Source organism: Dermacoccus sp. SAI-028 (assembly GCF_004346775.1).
Lineage (GTDB): Bacteria > Actinomycetota > Actinomycetes > Actinomycetales > Dermatophilaceae > Dermacoccus > Dermacoccus nishinomiyaensis.
In genome coordinates, this window is sequence record NZ_SMFS01000001.1 from 1,339,526 (window position 1) to 1,358,891 (window position 19,366).

The following is a 19,366-nucleotide window of genomic DNA, read 5'->3' on the forward strand; positions in this document are numbered from 1 at the left end:
GCCGCGTCGTGTCAAGCAACTTCCTGCTTCTGACTCGGTAACGTCGTCGTCCATGCTGCATTGCTAGCAAGCTAACGAGGAGGGGTGATGGTCAAGGGTCGTCTGAAGAAGACACAGTTCAACGTCTACCAACCTGCCGAACTGGTTCGAGAGATCAAGCACCGCAGCATCGACGAGGGGCTGAGCCTGTCCGCCTTCGTCGGGCGCGTCGTGAGCGACTACCTCGAGGAGAAGCGATGAAAAGCAGGGCATGCAGCGCGTGGCGGTGAGGCAGCTCGTGTTCACCGGCGATGTCCAGCGACGGAGTGACCTGGCGCGGGCCTTGGGAGGCGACCCGGTCGTGACCTCGCCCGAGTACGCCGAGTTCGAGATGCCGGGCGGTGGGTTGCTGGGCGTGCATGCCGCCTCCGACGAGGCGCCGGTCGGCTCCTGCGCGTTGCAGGTCGTCGTCCCCGATCTCGATGCCGCGCATGACGTTCTGGCCGCGGTGGGCGGCGTCGAGGTGCTCGTCCACGCGGGGGCGGGCGGTGCCACGCTGTCGTTCCAGATCGACGCGCTCGACGACCTCGAGCGCCCGGGCCGCGAGGCCGGGGTGGAAGTGAGATCGTCGGCGAGACCTATGGGCGCACCGCGCTCATCAGCGCCCCCGACGGGCCTCGCGTCTGGGTGAACGAACGTCCGCGCGACTTCTACGGCTACGAACGACTCGCCGACGCTGCGTCCGTCTGAGGCCGCGGGCCCCTCGGCGGCGCGAGAGGTTGAGGTGATTCGCGCTCCATGAGGCGCGAATCACCTCAACCTTCGGGCGGGTTTCGTGCGGACGCAGGTGCCGGAGTGCTCGGCACCAGGGTCAGCCGCCGAAGTGGCGGCGCGGGTTGTCGACGAGCATCGTCGTGATCTGAGCATCGTCGACGCCGCGCTCACGCAGGGCCGGCAGGACGTCCTCGCTGATGTGGCGGTAGTTCCAGTTCGGCACGGCCGCCTTGCGTGCCTCGGCGGGAAACCAGTCGATGGAACACGACGCGTCATGCGCGAGGACGACGCGCTCGGTGTACCCACGTCGACACAATTCCGCGACGGTTTCGACGCGCTCTTCGAAGGGCAGCAGCACGTCGAGGCCGAAGCGGTCCATGCCGAGGTAGCTGCCTGCGTCGGCGAGGCGGCACAGGTAGTCGAGGTCCGTCGAGTCGCCGCTGTGACCCATGATGACCCGGCTCAGGTCGGCGCCTTCCTCCGCCAGCACACGTTGCGCGACGAGCCCCGATTCGCTCGCGGCGTGCGTGTGCACCGTGATCGGCGCGCCGCTCTGCGCGCTCGTCGCGCCGACGGCACGCATGACGCGTTCGACGCCGGGCGTCAGGCCCTGCTCCTCGATGGCGCACTTGAGGAATGCGGCACGCACTCCGGTGTCCGCGATGCCGTCGTTGAGGTCCTTCAGGAAGAGCTGCACCATCGGCTCGGGCTGGTCGAACAGCAGCCCCGGCCCGCTGTGGTGGAACTGGAACGGCACCTCGTTGTAGGTGTAGACGCCCGTCGCGACGATGATGTTCAGCTTCACCTGCTGCGCGATGCGCTGCACCCGGGGGATGTAGCGTCCGAGCCCCAGCACGGTGGGATCCATGATCGTGTCGATGCCGAGCCCCTCGAGCTGCGTCAGCTGCTCGACGGCGTCGGCGATCTGGGCCTGCTCGTCCCACTCGGCGTAGTTGAGGCGGTATTCCTCGTTCATCACGAAGATGTGCTCGTGGACGAGAGTCGCACCCATCTGCTCGACGTCGATGGGGCCGGTGACGGTCTGGACCTGCGTCATGGTGTTGCTCCTTCGTCGGTGGTCCATTCGATGGCGCGCTTGAGAATCTTTCCGGTGGCGCCCTTGGGCAGCGCGTCGTCGAAGCGGATGAGGTGCGGCACCTTGTACGCGGACAGCTGCTCCTTGAGCCACGCGCGCAGCTCGTCGGCGCTCAGTTCGCGCCCCGGCGCCAGGACGACGACGGCCGCGACCTCCTCGCCGTAACGCTCGTCCGGCACGCCGATGACGGCTGCCTCGACGACGTCGGGGTGGCTGTAGAGCACCTCCTCGACCTCGCGGGGGTAGACGTTGTACCCACCGCGGATGATGAGGTCCTTCGCCCGGTCGACGATCGCCAGGTAGCCGTCCCCATCCAGACGGCCCAGGTCGCCGGTGCGCAGCCAACCGTCGCTCAGGTCTGCGGCGGTGGCCGCCTCGTTGTTCCAGTACCCCTTCATGACCGTCGGGCCCTTGACGAGCACCTGTCCGACCTCACCGACGGGCGCGCGGCCCCCGTCGAGGCTCTCGATGACGATCTCGGTGTCGGGCAGCGCGACGCCGACGGTACCGGCGCGCTGCTCGATGCCGTCGCGGTGGTAGCTCGCGGCGCCCGTCGTCTCCGTCAGGCCGTACCCTTCGAGGATGGTGCAGGCGAAGCGACGCTCGAAGGCGGTGATGACCTCGACGGGCAGGCTCGCACCGCCGGAGGCCGCGAGGCGCAGGTCGGGGCAGTCCTTCGGCCCGAAGTCGCCCTCGACGTGGACGAGGTAGTTCCACATCGTCGGCACACCCGCGACGACGTTGATCTCGTGGTCGCGGATCATCGCCAACATCGCGCGCGGTTCGAAGGGAGAGAGCACCGAGAACGACCCGCCGGCCAGCATGACGGTGTTCATGCACACGCACTGACCGAAGACGTGGAACAGGGGGAGCGCGGTACCGAACTTCTCCGTCGACGCGAAGTTCAGCTGCGTGATGAACGCGCGCGCCACAGCGAAGAGGTTCGCCACCGTCAGCTGCACCCCCTTGGGGCGGCCGGTCGTGCCGGAGGTGTACAGCTGGATGGCCGTGTCGTCGTCAGCGCGCTCGACCGGCTCGTCGAGCGGGGCCCGCGTGGCGGCGTCGGCGCCGGCATCGAGGATGACGAGGTCCATCGTCAGCTTGCTCGCGACGCGTTCGCCAGCCGCGGCGCTCGCGTGCCACGCGACGATGTGCCGAGCGCCCGAGTCCGTCGCCACGTATTCGATCTCTGCGGGAGTGGACATCGTGTTGAGAGTCACCGCAATCGCCCCGACGGCCTGCGCGGCGTAGTAGGCGACGGCGAACTCCGGAACGGAGGGGGCGATGAGCAGGACTCGGTCGCCCTGGCTGATGCCGCGGTCACGTAGATGCCCCGCGAACGCGGCCACCTTGTCCCGCAGCGTGGCGTAGTTCCAGGTCGTGCTCGGGCTGCGAAGCGCGGGGCGCTCGGGTGCGCTCGTCGCGTGCGTCCAGATCGGGTCGGCCATGTTCGGCATGCGTCACCTCATGTCATCGTGATGTGAATCACGGTAGAGGTGAGAGGCGACTCTTGGGCGTTATTCGGCAGTTCTAGTGAGTCGGCAGACGCGCGACGTGACGTCGCCCGCCCGGATGTTGCCCGGGAAACGGGGCGCCGATGTCGCGAAACCCGGGCAACGTCGGCGCCGCCGATGGATCAGAGGATGCGGCTCGTCAGCGTCACTCCGGGGCTGACGGCCTCGAGCGCCTCGCACAGGGCGTCGCGCACCTCGGTGGCGCGCTGCTCGCCGTCGCCGGGCTCGACGTCGAGGACATCGCAGATGAAGATCGCGTTCGTCGTCTCGTCCGTCAGGCGCGTGCGATAGCACTGACGCCAGTTCCAACGGCGGCAGGTGACGCCGGCGTCGTCACGCCATACGACTTCGCCGGCATCGGGGTGCTCGGTCGTCTCGGCGCCCGTGGACATCGTCGAGAACTCCTCGTCGCCGGTGGCGCGCGTGAGGCGCAGCGGACCGTCGTAGGCGTCGAGATCCTCACCGCCGAGGGGCGTCTGGTGACGCACGGACACCGCGTTGTAGGCATCCGTCAGCGCGTTGACGCGGGGGAGCGCGTCGGCGCGGCGCAGCAGAGCCTCGGCCGAGTTGCGTGTGCGCAGCGGTTTCGCGCCGAACGCACGGTACGCGTCGCGCCAGGGCGCGATGTGCGGCAGTTCCTCGGGAGGGGTGTGCTCGAGCATGCCGCGTACGTGCTCCTCTGCGGCGAACAGCAGCGTCTCGCTCTCCTCGTTCGACTCTCCGCCACGCAGGCCCTGCGCGACGACGAGAACGGCACGGTAATCGGGGCGCAGTTCGCGCACGGAGTCATCGATGGAAGCGGCTTCGAGCCAGGCGTCGAAAGAAGTCATGAGCCCATTCTCGCGCGGACGGCACGAGGCGTGGGTGCCCCCGGGTGGGGCTGTGTCCCGAGGCGGTGGCCGCACCGGGGCTGCCGCAGCGCGCCCCTGTTCACGGGCGTGACGCACGATCCCCCGCGCCGCGGTGATGTGTGTCACACTCAAGAGGCTGATGGCGGGGCGGGCAGCGCGCCGACGAGTGACGGGGGAATTCTGCGATGGAGACACTGACGCGACGTGGCGCGATTCGACACGCCGGCCTCGCTGCGGCGACGACGGCCCTCGTGATCGACGGGGCGCCGCAGGCTTTCGCAGCGGTTCCTGCGTCGAGGCAGGTGGCCCGTGCGGGGGCAACGTCGGTCCTCGTGCGACGGACGACCGCGACGCTTTCCTACCGCGTCAACGTGCGCGATCAGCCCACGCTGGAACCGCGCGCCCGGATCGTCGGGACGCTGGCGAACACCACGACGCTGACAGGCTCCTACGACGCGAGCGGCCTGTGGTTCCGCATCGCCGAGGGTGCGTTCAAGGGGTGGTGGGTGACGTCCGCAGTCCTCGTCGCGACGACGGCGCGCGCGGTGAACGGCCGTCTGCCGATGTCGGCCGTCACGCGACTGCCGAGCTGGAGCGTCAACGTCAGCAACCTGCCGCACGAGCCGCGGTATCTCTCGCGCGCGGCGGCCGTCGGATATCTCGGACTGGCCGCGGCTTTCAAGGCTCGTTTCGGTGTGGCGCTGACGATCACCGAGGCCTACCGCACCCTGAGCCGCCAGCAGCTGCTGTACCGCACTCTCGGCTACCCCCGCGCGGCCGTCCCCGGCACCTCGAACCACGGGTTGGGCAACGCGATCGACTTCGGCATCGCCCGCACGAACGCGATCAACTCGCCTCTGTACTTCGGGCGTTCTTACGACGTGTGGCTGACGGCCAACTCCAAGCGCTGGGGATTCGACCGCCCCGACTACATGGATCGGCGCGGGTCCAACCCCGAGTGGTGGCACTACAACTTCGTCGGGTGACGACGGTGACGGAGGTTGCAACCGCTGGGTGAACCGCGCCGGCCATTAGCTGCTCGACGATTACGCGTCTGCACGAAGCATGTGCCGCACATTCGTCGTGCAGGTGCGTGATGCTCGAGCGGCTATCGGGGCGGGTGGCGGTTGCCGTCAGTCGACACGCGTCGGCCGCCAGCACCCGTGGGGTACCGGCGGCCGAGATGATGCGTGTGAGGCTGGTCGCGATCAGCCGTGCGGCGTCAGCGTCATGTTGATCGTGTTGCCGGGGCCGGCCACCTGGCTGTTGACGAGGCTCGTGGACAGGCCGCAGTTGGCGAAGTTCGGGATGGTGAACGTGCCCGAGAGGTTGATCGGGTCGAACAAGCCACCCTGCTTGCCCGTCACGGTCAGCGTGATGGGGCTGCTCGTGCGGCAGTTCTTGCCGACGAGGTTGATGAGGCCCTTACCCGTGGCCGAGACATCCTTGATGTGGAGGTTGACCTTCTGGGTCTGCACGATCTTGTGCGTGTTCGGGTCGATCGTTCCGACGGCCTTGCCGACGGGTTCCTGCGAGATCGTCGCGATGGCGATCTGCAGCTTGCCGAGCTTCACCGGCATCTTGAAGTCCTTGAGCATGATGTCGGAGCTCAGGTCGCCCTTCTCGACGTGGAGGGTGGAGAAGGTGAAGCCGGTCGTCGTCGAGGACTGCCCGGACTTCTTGATCGTCGTCGTCGCCGACGTGTCGTAGCCGAGGTTCCAGATGGTGTCCTTCGTCGTGTCGCTCGTCGCGGCCTGGGCGCCGGGCGCAGCCATCGTGACGGTGCCGGCCACGGCGGTGGCGACGAGGGCGATCTTGGCGGTACGGCGTGTGGTGAACATGCTCATCCTTCGATAGTCGATGTGAACCGAGTCACGACGTTAACAAGATCATCACGGCGTCGCCACCGGTTCGAGCTGATTTCACCCACTCAACTTACTTTTTCGTAACCACCAACGTTACTTCCGCGTATCCACGCGGGGGCAAGAGTGACGAGGAGGCCCGCGACGCAAAACACGAGCGGGACGGCGGCCGAACGGCCGAGCCACTGTGTCACGGTGGGCAGCCAGAACGGGTACAGGCCGGGCAGCACGATCGACGCCGAATAGACGCTGCCGTAACCACGCGAACGTCGCGACTCGGGGAAGTGTTCGGCGAGGTAGGCGCCGACCGGGCCGTAGGCGGAGACGGTGACGATCTGGACGGCCGCGACGGCGATCGTCGTGGCGACGATGCTGCCCGATGACGCGGCATGCATTGCCACGAGATAGGCGGCGGGGGCGGCGATGCAGGCCAGTGCTCCGAACGCCATGAAGAAGCGTGAACGGCCCACACGCGTCGAGACGGCACCCGCCGCGGCCATCGTCGGCGCACTGACGGCCGTCGCGACGAGCATGACGAGCCCGACGTCATGGGGGGAGAAGTGCGGGCGCAGCGAACTCGTCAGCACCGAGACCCCCATCATCGTGAACAACCACAGCCCCGTCATGAGGGTGAACAATGCGGCCACGACACGGCCCGTCACGCGCTCTTCCTCGTCGTCGGTCGCGTCGTGCGCGGCGGGATCGCGATTGTCGGATTCGTGGGGAGAGTGGCTGTGACCTGCCGGCCCGGCGTGCGCTGACCTCGCGGTGAGGGCCAGGATCAACGGCAGGAGTGCGCCGACGACGAACAGCAGGCGCCACCCCCACGTGGTGTACGCGCCGCCGAGTGAGGCCGTCAGCATCATCGTGGCGGCAGCGATGGTGGCGTTCGCGAGGGGTGACATCGCCATGACGAGGCCGCTCAGGTGGCCGCGTCGTTGCGGCTCTGTGAGCGCGAGGGCGCGGGGGATGGCCGCGGAGTACTGCCCGCCGAGGAAGAATCCGGCGGCGAAGCGCAACGCCAGGAGAGCGGCCACGGCCCACGTCGAGGTGTGCAGGGGGAGCGTCACCATGAGGCCGGTGCACACGCTCAGGCCGAGCAGTGCGCCGCGTGACACGCGGGCTCGTCCGCGACGATCGGCCAGGGTGCCGAGGATGAACGCCCCGAGGGGGCGGCCCAGGAGTGTCGCGGCGAAGACGAGGCCGTCGGGAATCGTCGAACGCGTCGACAGCACCCCACCCAGCGCAATGACGGGCAGGAAGATGTCGAACTGGTCGACGAAGTTTCCGACGAGGGCGCTGCGGCGGGCCTCGCGCCGTTCTGGGGTGGCGGCGGCCGGCGCCAGGCGTGGCGCATCGTCGTGGGCAGGGGAAGGGGCAGGCGTCAGGGTAGCCACGATCGAACACTCCCTACGGCGGCATGAACCGCATCAGGTTGGACGGTCGGCATGGCGATGCCCTCTCAGCCCGCGCCTCGGGCTCCCGTGTGACGGGCTCAGCATGCCACAGAGCACCTGGCTTCGGGGGCGTGTCTCGCGCCGGTCTGCGGTCTCGTGGGGCGGTCATCAAATAGAACACGTGTTCGAACAATGGGGTACGCTGGGGTCATGTCGGACGAGGTGAACACCGGCCCTCCGGGCTGGCCGAGAGGTGTGCCGCCGCCGGGTGCACCGGGGTGGCAGGAGGCGGCGACGCAGTGGCTGCTCGATCAGTGCCCCTCGGATTTTCGGGCCTACGACGCATGGCGCCGTCACCCGGTGGCGCTCGCTTGGGTGGCGACGTGGCATGTCGACGCTCAACTCGGCGCGATGCGCGAGTCATATCGCCGCATCCGCGTCGACCTCGCCGACGAGCTGCCACCGCGCGCGGTGCCGCAGGTGATGGAGCACCTGTCCGCGGAGGGGCTGCGGTTGCGTGCCACGGCGCGCGCCGTCCGTCTCGTGCACGAGGCGATGCGCGGCAAGACGTTCGTCCCTCGGCTGTGATGCGCCGGCGTTCGGGGCGGGTGCGTGGGCGGGCAGAGTCCCGGCCTTTGATCTCCGACGGCGCTACCGGCTCCGACGGTGGCGCGACGGGAGGGCGCCCCCGCCCGCATGGCGGCTGCGCGGTCGACGACCTAGACTCAGGAGACTGCACTTTCGAAAGGCTGAGTGAGACGTGACGCTGCTGGAAACCATCTCGGGTCCGGACGATCTCAAGCGAATCCCCGCCGAGGAGCTCGACGCGCTCGCCGCCGAGATCCGTCAGTTCCTCGTCGAATCCGTCTCCAAGACGGGTGGGCATCTGGGCCCCAACCTGGGTGTCGTCGAATTGAGCATCGCGATGCACCGTGTCTTCGACTCGCCGAAGGACACGTTCGTCTTCGACACCGGCCACCAGAGCTACGTCCACAAACTGCTCACCGGCCGCCATGACTTCAGCAAGCTCAAGAAATCCGGCGGCCTGTCGGGTTACCCGAGCCGCGAGGAGTCCGAGCACGACGTCGTCGAGAACTCGCACGCCTCGACGTCGCTGAGCTGGGCCGAGGGCATCGCCAAGGCGCGCCGCCTCAAGGGTGAGAGCGACCGTCACACCGTCGCCGTCATCGGTGACGGCGCCCTGACCGGCGGCATGGCGTGGGAGGCACTCAACAACATCTCCGCCGACGCCGACCTGCCGCTCGTCATCGTCCTCAACGACAACGAGCGCTCCTATGCCCCGACGATCGGCGGGATGGCGCACCACCTCGCGACGATGCGCACGATGCACACCTACGACCAGGTGCTCGACTGGGGCAAGAACCGCCTGCAGGCGACGCCGAAGGTCGGGACGAAGATGTACGAGGCGCTGCACGGCGTGAAGCGTGGTCTCAAGGACATCGTCTACCCCGACACGGGCGTCTTCGAGAGCCTCGGCATCAAGTACCTCGGCCCGATCGACGGGCATGACGAGGCGGCTGTCGAGGCCGCGCTGCGCCGCGCTCGCGACTACGGCCGGCCGACCCTCGTGCACGTCATCACGCAGAAGGGCCGCGGCTACGAGCCCGCGTTCTCCGACGAGGCCGACCAGTGGCACGGCATCGGCAAGTTCAACCCCGAGACGGGCCTGCCGTTCGAGGTGAGTGGCCGCATCTGGACCGACGAGTTCAGCGACGAGATGGTCGCCCTCGGCGCCGAGCGCGACGACATCGTCGCCATCACGGCTGCCATGCTCATCCCCGTCGGGCTCGACGGGTTCGCGAAGAAGTACCCCGAGCGCGTGTTCGACGTCGGCATCGCCGAGCAGCACGCCGTCACGATGGCGTCCGGGTTGTCGTACGGCGGCCTGCACCCCGTCGTCGCCGTCTACGCGACTTTCCTCAACCGCGCGTTCGACCAGCTGCTCATGGACACCGCACTGCACCGTCAGGGCGTGACGTTCGTGCTCGACCGTGCCGGCGTCACCGGCTCCGACGGCGCCTCGCACAACGGCATGTGGGACATGTCGATCTGCTCGATCGTGCCCGGCCTGCACCTCGCCGCCCCGCGCGACGGCGCACAGGTGCGCGAACTGCTGCGCGAGGCCGTCGACATCGACGACGCGCCGAGCGTCATCCGCTTCCCCAAGGGCGACGTCGCCGACCCGCTCGTCGCCGAGAGACGTCTCGGTCGCCTCGACGTCATGCGTGAACCCGACGGCGGCGACGGCGTGGACGTGCTGGTCGTCGGTGTCGGGTCGATGGTCTCGACGGCACTCGGCGTCGCCGATCTGCTCACCGATCGGGGCCGTCGCGTCCAGGTCATCGACCCGCGCTGGACCTACCCGGTGGCCGACGAACTCGTCGACCTCGCCCGCGCCGCGGGCCGGGTCGTCGTCATCGAGGACAACCTCGTCGAGGCGGGCGTCGGCAGCGCCGTCGCGCGACGCCTGCGTGAAGCCGGTGTGCGCACGCCGCTCGACACGTTCGGCATTCCCAAGGAGTTCCTCGTCCACGCCTCGCGCGGCGAGGTGCTCGCGACCGTGGGGCTGACGGCCGCCGACATCGTCGACGCTCTCGGGCGCGACGACGCAGGACTCACGCGCGCCGATGCGTACGACGGTGGTGCACACGCGCCTGACGGCGGTGCAAGCACCCGCGACGGTGACGCAGGCACGCCGGCCGCGGGACGTGATGCCGGTGCGACGGGTGATCTCGGGGACGCCATGCCGGTCGCCGCTCACGCCGACATCGACTGAGCGGCCGAACGACGTGGTGAAGTCACCCGAGCTTCCTGTTCTCCCCGGCTCTGATCAGGTCGCGCCCGCGAGCGCGATCTGGAGCAGTGAGACGTGGCGCTGGGAGGCCGTGCGCTGGATGGACGCGGCCCTCGCGCGGCGCGGTCTCGAACGTGTGCCGACGACGCCGTTGCAGCCGCGGGTGCGTCCCTGGTCGACGTTGCTCGTCGCCGAGACGGCCGATCAAGGGCGCGTGTGGTTCAAGGCGACGAGCCCGGAGATGAGCCCCGAGGCCGCCATCCTGCGCGCGTTGCGTTCCGTCGCGCCCGACGCGGTTCCGGTCGTGTGGGCCGACGACCCCGAGCGCGGCTGGCTGCTCATGCCCGATCAGGGCCCGGTGCTGCGTGACGTCCAGCGTGACGACGACGCCGTCAGCCTCATGTCGTCCGTGGTGCGACGCTACGCGCGACTGCAACGCTCGTCGACGCGGGTCCTCGATCAACTGCGCGACGCGGGCGTGCCCGACATGTCGCCGCGCGAATCGGCTCGCCGGTGGCAACGCCTTGGGCTCAAACCCGACACGACACGTGAGGTGCGCCGCGCCGCTCAGCGGCTCGACGCCGTCGGGTTGCCGCTCACCATTCAGCACGACGACCTGCACGCCGGCAACGTCTTTGCCGACGGCACCTCGGCGGGCGCTCACGACGCGCGCATCTTCGACTGGGGTGACGCGAGCGTCGGCAACCCGCTGTGCTCGCTGCTCGTCCCGCTCGAGCGCATCTGCGAGGGCCTCGACGACGACGCCGCCCGCGCAGCCCGTGAGCGCATCATGCGCGCCTACCTCAGCGTGTGGAGCGACGTCGTCTCGAGCACTGCGCTGAGCGCAGCCGTCGACGACGCCCTGCTCATCGCCCGGGTCGGGCGCGTCTTCACGTGGCAGCGCGCCCTGACGCGCGCGAGCGCCGACGAGCGGCACGCGTGGGGTGTGCACGGACGCCGGTTGATCGCCGAGATCAACCGTTCCCTCGGGCATGCGCCCGAGCCGTCGCACGACTGACGCATCGCGCTCGCGAGCCGTCAGGGCTCGGGCGTCAGCACCTCGACGCGGTTGCCGAACGCGTCGCGGCAGTGGAAGCGTTCGTAGCCGTCGAGGGTGTGGCGCTCGGCCCAGTTCACGTCGAAACCGGCGTCCTCGATGCGCGCGGCAAGGGCCTCCAGGGCAGCTGTCGATTCGACGACGAGGGCGGGGTGGGCCTTCTTGGCGGGGACGAACGGTTCGTCGATCCCGAGGTGGATCTCGGCGGCGACGGCGCCGTCGGCAGCGAACGCGCGGAACCACGCGCCGCCGCGCTGTGCGAGCACGCCGGGTTTGGCGACCTCGTCGAGGCCGAGGGCATCGCGGTAGAAACGTCGGGCGTCGTCCTCGCGACCCTCGGGCATCGAGACCTGGACATGATGCAACGTGAGCATGAGGCGCCTTCCGGTGAAAGTATCTTGACGTAAAGATACTTTCGCCGGATACCCGCCGTGTCAACGATTCTCGACGGTCGCGACTCAGCGATCGCGCCTCGCCACTTCGGCGCACTCCCAACCACGTGCGTCCAGCACACCGCACCTGGCCTCTGCACGGCCACGCCATCAAAGACGAGGTCCGCGCTGCAGGCTGACGAAACCAGGCGATCGCCCGTCGAGCCGCTCTGCTCAGCCCCATCCACCCCGTTCGACGAGGACGTCCTTGAGCACGTCGGCGCGGTCGGTGATGAGGCCGTCGACGCCGAGGTCGAGCAGACGCTCCATGTCGGCGCGCTCGTTGACCGTCCACACGTGGACGTCGAGCCCGGCGCCGTGCAGGACGCGCAGGAGTCTCGGCGTCAGCACGCGCAGGCGGCCCTGACGTTCGGGGATCTGCACGGCGTCGATGCCGTGCGCAAGGCGCGCGACGAGGGGCGAACCGAGCACCGGCAGGTGCGCCGCGAGCCACAGCGCGGTGGTGCGCGACTGCCCTGGCGATGAACGGACCGGTCGCGTCAGGCCGGCGAGGACGGCTCGGCGCCGCGCGTCGGAGAAGGAGGCGATGCGGACGCGATCGTGCGCGCCGCACCGTTCGATGCACTCGATGAGCGGTGTGACCGCGCCGGCCGATTTCACGTCGATGTTGACGCACACCTGCGGCAGTTGCGTCAGCAATTCCTCGAGTCGCGGGATCGGCTCGTGCCCGGCGATGCGCGCCCGTGCGACCACCTCCCATGGCAGGTGCGCGATCGCGCCGGCCCCGTCGCTCGTGCGGTCGAGGGTCGTGTCGTGGAAGGCGACGAGCACCCCTTCGACGGTCGCGTGCACGTCGGTCTCAACCCACCGGTAGCCGAGCTCGGCGGCAGCGCGGAACGCCGCCATCGAGTTCTCCAGCGCATGCGAGGTGCCACCGGAGAAACCGCGGTGGGCCAGGGCGACGGGCCCCGACGCGAGATGCGAGGTTGCCTTGGTCATGAGCAGCGGTCCTCACGTGCGACGGGAGACGAAACGGGTTCCCGCATCGTGCCACAGTCAGGCGTCCGGGGCGCTCATTCGGCATCGCGGGCATCAGCAGTGTTCGGTCGACAGGCGGCATCGTCCAGCACGCACGGTCGCGGCAGACCACCGCGGACCGAACTCGATCGCGAGCAGATCCGACCGGGTACCGGCCAGTAACAACTTGAGATGTGGCCTGCGATCCGGAAGAGTCGTGACTTCCGACCGCACGATGGACACCAGGGAGGACATCGCATGCAAGACGAAGAACCGAAGGCCGACGGCCCGCCGGGCGCCACCCCGGCAACGGCGATCACCGACGACAGCGCTGCGCCGGAGACGGAGGCCGCAACCCCGCAGACACCCGAGGAAGCGGCGCGCCACGAGGGCGAGTCGTCGGACCCGCTGCCCTCCGATCTGTCTGACGCCGCGCAGATCGCCGAGGACGACGACGATGAGGTCATCGCAGAGAAGTTGCGACGCCAGGGCGTGCGCCTCGGCAAGGGCGGAGTCGCGCCACGCGTCTTCTGGCCGGCACTCATCGTCATCCTGGCGGTGGCCGTGCTCGGCGTCGCCTTCCCCGACGGCACCGGTGAGGTGCTGACGAACATGCAGTCGTGGATCGTCACGAACTTCGGCTGGTACTACATGCTCGTCATCGGCGGGTTCATCGCCTTCGCCGCCTTCATGGGTCTCAGCCGCTACGGCTCGATCAAGCTCGGCAACGACGACGAGAAGCCCGAGTTCGGGGTCTTCTCCTGGTTCGCGATGCTGTTCGCCGCGGGCATGGGCATCGGCCTGGTCTTCTACGGCGTCGGTGAGCCACTCACCTACGCGACGACGATGCCGAAGCCCGGCTGGCCCGAAGGCGAGGCCGAGCGTTCACAGCTCGCGATGGCGCAGACCTTCGTCCACTGGGGTCTGCACCCGTGGGCGATCTACGCCGTCATCGGGCTGGCCCTCGCGTACGCGATCCACCGTCGCGGCCGCCCCATCTCGATCCGGTGGGCTCTCGAGCCGATCCTGGGCGAGCGCGTCAAGGGTTGGATGGGCGACCTCGTCGACATCCTGGCCATCTTCGGCACCGTGTTCGGTGTCGCGACGTCGCTGGGTCTCGGCGTGCAACAGATCGCCTCCGGTCTGAAGTCCATCGGCATCCTCGACAGCACGGACAACACGATCCTCGTCATCCTCATCGTGTGCATCACGTTCCTGTCGACGCTGTCGTGTGTCTCCGGCCTCGGCAAGGGGATCAAGTGGCTGTCGAACATCAACCTCAGCCTCGCCGGTCTGCTGCTCATCTCGGTGCTGCTGCTCGGCCCGACGCTGTTCCTGTTCCAGAACCTCACCGAGGCGCTCGGCGTCTACCTCGCCAACGTGCTCGGCATGACCTTCGACGTCGGTGCCTACACGGGGGAGAAGGGCGCTGACTGGAACTCTGCGTGGACGATCTTCTACTGGGGCTGGTGGATCAGCTGGGCGCCGTTCGTCGGCGTCTTCATCGCCCGCATCTCCCGCGGGCGCACGATCCGCGAGTTCATCGCCGGCACGCTTCTCGTGCCCACGCTCGTCGGGTTCGTCTGGTTCGCCGTCATGGGCGGCGCCGGCATCCACCGTCAGCTCTTCGGTGACGGCGGTCTCGTCGACAAGACCGACGGTGTCGTCGCGGAGAAGGTGCTGTTCACGGTGCTGCAGGACCTGCCGCTCGGGCAAGTGCTGTCCGTCATCGCGATCCTGCTCGTCGCCGTCTTCTTCATCACCTCCTCCGACTCGGGTTCACTCGTCGTTGACATGCTCGCCTCCGGTGGTCACCCCAACCCGCCGACGTGGTCGCGTGTGCTGTGGGCCCTCATGGAAGGTGCCATCGCCATCGGCCTGCTCCTCGCCGGCGGGCTCAAGGCGCTGCAGGCGGCGTCTCTCGCGACGGCATTGCCGTTCAGCGTCGTGCTCGTGCTTATGTGCGTCGCGACGTTCAAGGCGGTGCGCTATGACTACCGCCGTCGTGAGGAGAAGGAGTTCCTCGGTCGCGTCGAGTACGTGCGTCAGGAGTTGCAGTCGAACTTCGACGAGCACTTCGGCCGCCAGGTCGACCACCGCGTCGACAACCGCATCGACTACCGCATCAGTCGAACGACGGGCCCGTGGCGCGGCGGCAAGCACGCCAAGGACGACGGGCGCTCCTGAGCAGCGCGCCGTTCGCCCGAGGCCCCCGTGGAGTTCACCTCCACGGGGGCCTCGCGGCGTTCAGCCCCGCAATCATTCACCCGTTCAATCGGCGAGTGAGGGCCTGCGCGCTCACTCGACACGCCGCGACGAACCGATCGTGTCGCTCGGCCGGATCCTCGCCGTGGCGCGCGAGACGCCCCTCGTCCCACGTCACCGCGAGGCTCGCGGCCGGTAGCTCGTTGTGGTCTAGCACCGCGCACCCCACGGACGCAAAGCCCTCCGTCACCGAGCCGTTCTCCCAGGCATGGCCGCGTTGGCGCACCTGCGTGAGTTGTGAGCGCAGCTCCTTGAGCGTCCCCGGCGCATTGCCGTTCTCACGGCGTCGGACGAGGTCGTCGCTGCGCGGAAACAGCGCACGCACCTGCGCAGCGGGCAGGGCCGCGAGAATCGCAAGGCCACTCGCCGTCACGGTCGCGGGCAGCCGCACGCCGACGTCGGTGACGAGTGGCGGCACCCCGAGCGGTCGCTCCTCGAGCACGTACACGACGTCGCGCCCGTGCAGGACGGCGAGGTGCGCGCAGGCCCCCGTCCGCTCCGCGAGGTCGGTGACGATGCTCTGCGCCGCGCGCTGCAGCGGCGCCTGACGCCGGTAGGCCGAGCCAAGCTCGTGCGCGGCTGGCCCCAACCCCCAGCGTCGTGTCCCCTCGTCGTGCGTGACGAACCCTGCGGCGCGCAGCACGCCGAGCAACTTGTAGACGGACGAGCGGGGCAGGTCGAGCTCACGGGCGAGAGCCGCCGCCGGTGCGGGCGAGGGGCGCGCGGCGATGCGCTGCAAGAGCGCGAGGACGTGCTCGGCGGCGGGGACGTACGACGACATGCGCCCAGTGTCTCGTATCCGAGACAAAAAGCGCGTCCTGGGTCACGCACGAGTGTGGTCACGGGCGAAGGTGGTGTCATGACGAACGCCTCGATGCCTCAGCACCACCACGACCCCGCCGCGACGCCCGGCGCCGGCGTCACGCCCCCTGACATGAGCGCTGCCTGCGAGGTCGAGGTCGGCATCGGCGCCCTCAGCATCGACGACGTCGTCGCCGTCGCCCGCCATGACGCGCGCATCGTGCTCAGCGAGGCGAGTCGCGCGGAGGTCGCGAAGAGCCGCGCGATCATCGACGCCCTCGCCAACGACCCGGTGCCGCACTACGGCATCTCGACCGGTTTCGGTGCGCTCGCGACGCAGCACATCCCGCTCGAGAAGCGTCAGCAGCTGCAGCGCAGCCTCGTCGCCTCGCACGCCGCGGGCAGCGGTGAACCGGTCGAGTGCGAGGTCGTGCGCGCGCTCATGCTCCTGCGCATCTCGACGCTCGCGACCGGGCGCACCGGCATCCGTCCCGAGACGCTCGACGCGTATGTCGCGATGCTCAACGCCGGCATCACCCCGGTCGTGCGCGAGTACGGCTCGCTCGGTTGTTCCGGCGACCTCGCGCCGCTCGCGCACTGTGCGCTCGCGCTCATGGGCGAGGGCGAGGTCGTCGACGCCGCCGGCCACCTGACGAACGCCGAGAACGCGCTGCGCGCCGCCGGCGTCGAGCCCGTCCAGCTGCAGGAGAAGGAGGGCCTGGCGCTCATCAACGGCACCGACGGCATGCTCGGCATGCTGTGCCTCGCCATCGCCGATCTGCGCATGCTCTTGACGAGCGCCGACGTCGCCGCCGGCCTCAGCGTCGAGGGCCTGCTCGGCTCGGACGCCGTCTTCGCCGACGACCTGCAGCAGCTGCGCCCGCACCCCGGCCAGGCGCGCTCGGCAGCGAACCTGCGCAAGGTGCTCGCGGGCAGCGGCATCCGCGAATCCCACCGTGAACCGGGCGCCTGCACCCGCGTGCAGGACGCCTATTCGCTGCGCTGCTCGCCACAGGTCATCGGCGCGGCCCGCGACACCCTCGAGCACGCGACGACCGTCGCGAACCGCGAGCTCGCGGCCGCCGTCGACAACCCCGTCGTGACGCTCGACGGCCGCGTCGAGTCGAACGGCAACTTTCACGGAGCACCCGTCGCGTACGTCCTCGACTTCCTCGCCATCGTCATCGCCGACGTCGCGTCGATGAGTGAGCGCCGCACCGACCGCTTCCTCGACGTCGCCCGCAACCACGGCCTGCCGCCGTTCCTCGCCGACGACCCGGGCACCGACTCGGGCCTCATGATCGCGCAGTACACGGCCGCGGGCATCGTCAGCGAACTCAAGCGGCTCGCGAGCCCCGCGAGCGTCGACTCGATCCCGAGCAGCGCGATGCAGGAGGATCACGTCTCGATGGGCTGGGCCGGCGCCCGCAAGCTGCGTCGGGCCGTCGACGGTCTCGCCCGCGTCCTCGCCATCGAGACGCTGACGGCGACGCGCGGCATCCAGCTGCGCGCACCGTTGACGCCCGGGCCGGTCGCGGCCGCCGTCATCGACGCGCTGACGGACGAGGGTGGCCAGCCCGCCGGCATGCCGGGGCGGGATCGCTACCTCTCGCCGGAGATCGAACGCGCCGTCGCGCTCGTCAAGAGTGGCGCCGTCCGTGACGCCGCCGCCCGAGCCGCGGGCTCGCTCGACTGACGCGTCCTGGACGGTTGCTCACGCACACCAGCGGGCGATCGTCCCTCCGCCCTCCGCATCGACCCACCCGCAGTTCCGCCGAATCAGACCGAGGAGCACCCCATGGAAGGCGCCCGTCCCGTCCGCGCACCCCGCGGCACCCAGTTGAACGCTCGCAGCTGGGCCACCGAGGCCCCCTTGCGCATGCTCATGAACAACCTCGACCCGGAGGTCGCCGAGCGCCCCGACGACCTCGTCGTCTACGGCGGCACCGGCCGCGCCGCACGTGACTGGCGCAGCTTCGACGCGATGGTGCGCACACTCGAGACGTTGAAGGCCGACGAGACGATGCTCGTGCAATCGGGCCGGCCCGTCGGCGTCATGCGGACGCACGAGTGGGCGCCGCGCGTGCTCATCGCGAACTCGAACCTCGTCGGCGACTGGGCTACGTGGCCCGAGTTCCGCCGCCTCGAGCAGATGGGTCTCACGATGTACGGCCAGATGACGGCCGGGTCGTGGATCTACATCGGCACCCAGGGCATCCTGCAGGGCACGTACGAGTGCTTCGCGGCGATCGCCGAGCGCACGTTCGGCGGCACCCTCGCGGGCACGCTGACGCTCACCGGCGGCTGCGGCGGCATGGGCGGCGCCCAGCCCCTCGCCGTCACGCTGAACGGTGGCACGTGCCTCATCGTCGACGTCGACCCGGCGCGTCTTCACCGCCGCGTCGAGCACCGCTATCTCGACGAGATCGCCGACGATCTGGACGACGCCATCGACCGCGCCGTCGCCGCTAAGAACGCGAAGAAGGCCGTGTCAATCGGCGTCGTCGGCAACGCCGCCGAGGTCTTCCCGGAGCTGCTGCGCCGCGACGTGCCCATCGACATCGTCACCGACCAGACGAGCGCGCACGACCCGCTGAGCTACCTGCCGATCGGCATCGACGTCGCCGACTGGTTCGAGTACGCCGCGAAGAAGCCCGAGGAGTTCACCGAGCGAGCGCAGGAGTCGATGGCGCGTCACGTCGAGGCGATGGTCGGTTTCCAGGACAAGGGCGTCGAGGTGTTCGACTACGGCAACTCGATCCGCGACGAGGCGCGCCAGGGCGGTTACGGCCGCGCGTTCGAGTTCGAGGGCTTCGTGCCGAAGTACATCCGCCCGCTGTTCTGCGAGGGCAAGGGCCCGTTCCGCTGGGTGGCGCTCTCGGGCGACCCGAAGGACATCTACGCGACGGACGAGGCGGTGCTCGACCTGTTCCCGGACAACGAGCGCCTGCACCGCTGGATCAAGGGCGCCCGCGAGAAGGTGCACTTCGAGGGCCTGCCGGCGCGCATCTGCTGGCTCGGCTACGGCGAACGCGACAAGGCCGGCCTGCGCTTCAACGACATGGTCGCGAACGGCGAGGTGAGCGCCCCCATCGTCATCGGGCGCGACCACCTCGACTGCGGCTCTGTCGCCTCGCCCTACCGCGAGACGGAGGCCATGCAGGATGGCTCCGACGCCATCGCCGACTGGCCGCTGCTCAACGCCCTCGTCAACACGGCGAGCGGCGCGAGCTGGGTCTCGCTGCACCACGGCGGCGGTGTCGGCATCGGACGCTCGATGCACGCGGGGCAGGTCTCCGTCGCGGACGGCACGCCGCTGGCCGCGCAGAAGCTCGCGCGCGTGCTGACGAACGACCCCGGCATGGGTGTCATCCGCCACGTCGACGCCGGCTACGACATCGCCGAGAACATCGCCGCCGAGCGCGGTGTACGCATCCCGATGAGCGAGGGCTGAGCGGCACGACGTCGGACGCGGGGGCGTGGCGTGCTCGGCATGCCCCTCCCCGCTTCCGAGCCGGACATGTCCGATGACGACGAGGACCCGGA

General features: G+C 69.3%; 17 protein-coding genes and 1 riboswitch. Of the genes, 9 read left to right on the forward strand and 8 right to left on the reverse strand.

The genetic code is table 11. The features are described 5' to 3' along the window. The first annotated feature begins 87 nt into the window (after positions 1–87). Complete coding sequence (locus EDC82_RS06130; RefSeq protein ID WP_131940880.1) at positions 88–240, forward strand: CopG family transcriptional regulator; 153 nt, start codon at positions 88–90, stop codon at positions 238–240. Positions 241–340: 100 nt separating this feature from the next. Next, the gene (locus EDC82_RS06135; protein ID WP_131940882.1) at positions 341–670 is read left to right on the forward strand and encodes a VOC family protein; all 330 of its coding nucleotides are present in this window, start codon (positions 341–343) and stop codon (positions 668–670) included. Between the two features lie 180 nt (positions 671–850). Here the strand turns inward: EDC82_RS06135 and EDC82_RS06140 are convergent, their stop codons facing one another. The 3 genes from EDC82_RS06140 to EDC82_RS06150 all read right to left on the reverse strand — a co-directional run bounded on the left by EDC82_RS06140 (position 851) and on the right by EDC82_RS06150 (position 4,193). Beyond that, complete coding sequence (locus EDC82_RS06140; protein WP_131940884.1) at positions 851–1,810, reverse strand: phosphotriesterase; 960 nt, start codon at positions 1,808–1,810, stop codon at positions 851–853. After that, positions 1,807–3,306 (reverse strand): AMP-binding protein, encoded by a 1,500-nt coding sequence (locus EDC82_RS06145; protein ID WP_131940886.1) that lies wholly within the window; start codon positions 3,304–3,306, stop codon positions 1,807–1,809. The genes EDC82_RS06140 and EDC82_RS06145 overlap by 4 nt, the downstream gene beginning before the upstream one ends. Positions 3,307–3,485: 179 nt before the next feature. Then, the gene (locus EDC82_RS06150) at positions 3,486–4,193 is read right to left on the reverse strand and encodes a B3/4 domain-containing protein (protein WP_131940888.1); all 708 of its coding nucleotides are present in this window, start codon (positions 4,191–4,193) and stop codon (positions 3,486–3,488) included. Between the two features lie 353 nt (positions 4,194–4,546). Between EDC82_RS06150 and EDC82_RS06155 the strand changes: the two genes are divergently transcribed. Then, positions 4,547–5,200: a D-alanyl-D-alanine carboxypeptidase family protein gene (locus tag EDC82_RS06155; RefSeq protein ID WP_160126196.1), complete on the forward strand. Its 654-nt coding sequence runs from the start codon at positions 4,547–4,549 to the stop codon at positions 5,198–5,200. A gap of 222 nt (positions 5,201–5,422) precedes the next feature. Here the strand turns inward: EDC82_RS06155 and EDC82_RS06160 are convergent, their stop codons facing one another. Both EDC82_RS06160 and EDC82_RS06165 read right to left on the reverse strand, forming a co-directional pair. After that, positions 5,423–6,061, reverse strand: a complete 639-nt coding sequence (locus tag EDC82_RS06160) for a hypothetical protein (RefSeq protein WP_038567868.1) — start codon at positions 6,059–6,061, stop codon at positions 5,423–5,425. Between the two features lie 83 nt (positions 6,062–6,144). Continuing rightward, the gene (locus EDC82_RS06165; protein ID WP_131940892.1) at positions 6,145–7,473 is read right to left on the reverse strand and encodes an MFS transporter; all 1,329 of its coding nucleotides are present in this window, start codon (positions 7,471–7,473) and stop codon (positions 6,145–6,147) included. Then, positions 7,467–7,572: riboswitch (TPP riboswitch) on the reverse strand. Its footprint overlaps the gene before it by 7 nt. Before the next feature lie 111 nt (positions 7,573–7,683). Between EDC82_RS06165 and EDC82_RS06170 the strand changes: the two genes are divergently transcribed. The 3 genes from EDC82_RS06170 to EDC82_RS06180 all read left to right on the forward strand — a co-directional run bounded on the left by EDC82_RS06170 (position 7,684) and on the right by EDC82_RS06180 (position 11,306). Further along, positions 7,684–8,061, forward strand: coding sequence for a hypothetical protein (locus EDC82_RS06170; protein WP_074039193.1), 378 nt, complete (start codon positions 7,684–7,686; stop codon positions 8,059–8,061). A gap of 172 nt (positions 8,062–8,233) precedes the next feature. Beyond that, the gene (dxs, locus tag EDC82_RS06175) at positions 8,234–10,270 is read left to right on the forward strand and encodes a 1-deoxy-D-xylulose-5-phosphate synthase (protein ID WP_074039194.1); all 2,037 of its coding nucleotides are present in this window, start codon (positions 8,234–8,236) and stop codon (positions 10,268–10,270) included. 16 nt (positions 10,271–10,286) lie between these two features. Further along, positions 10,287–11,306 (forward strand): aminoglycoside phosphotransferase family protein, encoded by a 1,020-nt coding sequence (locus EDC82_RS06180; protein ID WP_235006143.1) that lies wholly within the window; start codon positions 10,287–10,289, stop codon positions 11,304–11,306. 20 nt (positions 11,307–11,326) lie between these two features. On the opposite strand, the gene EDC82_RS06185 is transcribed toward EDC82_RS06180, so the two are convergent. After that, positions 11,327–11,719 (reverse strand): VOC family protein, encoded by a 393-nt coding sequence (locus tag EDC82_RS06185; RefSeq protein WP_074039196.1) that lies wholly within the window; start codon positions 11,717–11,719, stop codon positions 11,327–11,329. A gap of 231 nt (positions 11,720–11,950) precedes the next feature. Further along, positions 11,951–12,736: a glycerophosphodiester phosphodiesterase gene (locus tag EDC82_RS06190; protein ID WP_074039197.1), complete on the reverse strand. Its 786-nt coding sequence runs from the start codon at positions 12,734–12,736 to the stop codon at positions 11,951–11,953. Positions 12,737–13,012: 276 nt separating this feature from the next. Here EDC82_RS06190 and EDC82_RS06195 point away from each other — a divergent pair, with 276 nt between their 5' ends. Next, positions 13,013–14,941: a BCCT family transporter gene (locus EDC82_RS06195; protein WP_074039198.1), complete on the forward strand. Its 1,929-nt coding sequence runs from the start codon at positions 13,013–13,015 to the stop codon at positions 14,939–14,941. 76 nt (positions 14,942–15,017) lie between these two features. Here EDC82_RS06195 and EDC82_RS06200 read toward each other — a convergent pair whose 3' ends face one another. Then, on the reverse strand, positions 15,018–15,800 hold the full coding sequence (locus EDC82_RS06200; RefSeq protein WP_074039199.1) for an IclR family transcriptional regulator: 783 nt from the start codon (positions 15,798–15,800) through the stop codon (positions 15,018–15,020). A gap of 153 nt (positions 15,801–15,953) precedes the next feature. On the opposite strand from EDC82_RS06200, the gene hutH reads away from it, so the two are divergent. Together hutH and hutU are read left to right on the forward strand one after the other, a co-directional pair. Then, positions 15,954–17,516, forward strand: coding sequence for a histidine ammonia-lyase (hutH, locus tag EDC82_RS06205; protein WP_074039514.1), 1,563 nt, complete (start codon positions 15,954–15,956; stop codon positions 17,514–17,516). A gap of 102 nt (positions 17,517–17,618) precedes the next feature. Next, positions 17,619–19,274: a urocanate hydratase gene (hutU, locus tag EDC82_RS06210; protein WP_074039200.1), complete on the forward strand. Its 1,656-nt coding sequence runs from the start codon at positions 17,619–17,621 to the stop codon at positions 19,272–19,274. Positions 19,275–19,366: the final 92 nt, after the last annotated feature.

Excerpts from the sequence above, each read along its gene's own strand:
- EDC82_RS06130 (WP_131940880.1), top strand. The coding sequence starts at position 88 with ATGGTCAAGGGTCGTCTGAAGAAGACACAGTTCAACGTCTACCAACCT.
- EDC82_RS06140 (WP_131940884.1), bottom strand. The coding sequence starts at position 1,810 with ATGACGCAGGTCCAGACCGTCACCGGCCCCATCGACGTCGAGCAGATG.
- EDC82_RS06145 (WP_131940886.1), bottom strand. The coding sequence starts at position 3,306 with ATGCCGAACATGGCCGACCCGATCTGGACGCACGCGACGAGCGCACCC.
- EDC82_RS06150 (WP_131940888.1), bottom strand. The coding sequence starts at position 4,193 with ATGACTTCTTTCGACGCCTGGCTCGAAGCCGCTTCCATCGATGACTCC.
- EDC82_RS06160 (WP_038567868.1), bottom strand. The coding sequence starts at position 6,061 with ATGAGCATGTTCACCACACGCCGTACCGCCAAGATCGCCCTCGTCGCC.
- EDC82_RS06170 (WP_074039193.1), top strand. The coding sequence starts at position 7,684 with ATGTCGGACGAGGTGAACACCGGCCCTCCGGGCTGGCCGAGAGGTGTG.
- EDC82_RS06185 (WP_074039196.1), bottom strand. The coding sequence starts at position 11,719 with ATGCTCACGTTGCATCATGTCCAGGTCTCGATGCCCGAGGGTCGCGAG.
- EDC82_RS06190 (WP_074039197.1), bottom strand. The coding sequence starts at position 12,736 with ATGACCAAGGCAACCTCGCATCTCGCGTCGGGGCCCGTCGCCCTGGCC.
- EDC82_RS06195 (WP_074039198.1), top strand. The coding sequence starts at position 13,013 with ATGCAAGACGAAGAACCGAAGGCCGACGGCCCGCCGGGCGCCACCCCG.
- EDC82_RS06200 (WP_074039199.1), bottom strand. The coding sequence starts at position 15,800 with ATGTCGTCGTACGTCCCCGCCGCCGAGCACGTCCTCGCGCTCTTGCAG.
- hutH (WP_074039514.1), top strand. The coding sequence starts at position 15,954 with ATGAGCGCTGCCTGCGAGGTCGAGGTCGGCATCGGCGCCCTCAGCATC.
- hutU (WP_074039200.1), top strand. The coding sequence starts at position 17,619 with ATGGAAGGCGCCCGTCCCGTCCGCGCACCCCGCGGCACCCAGTTGAAC.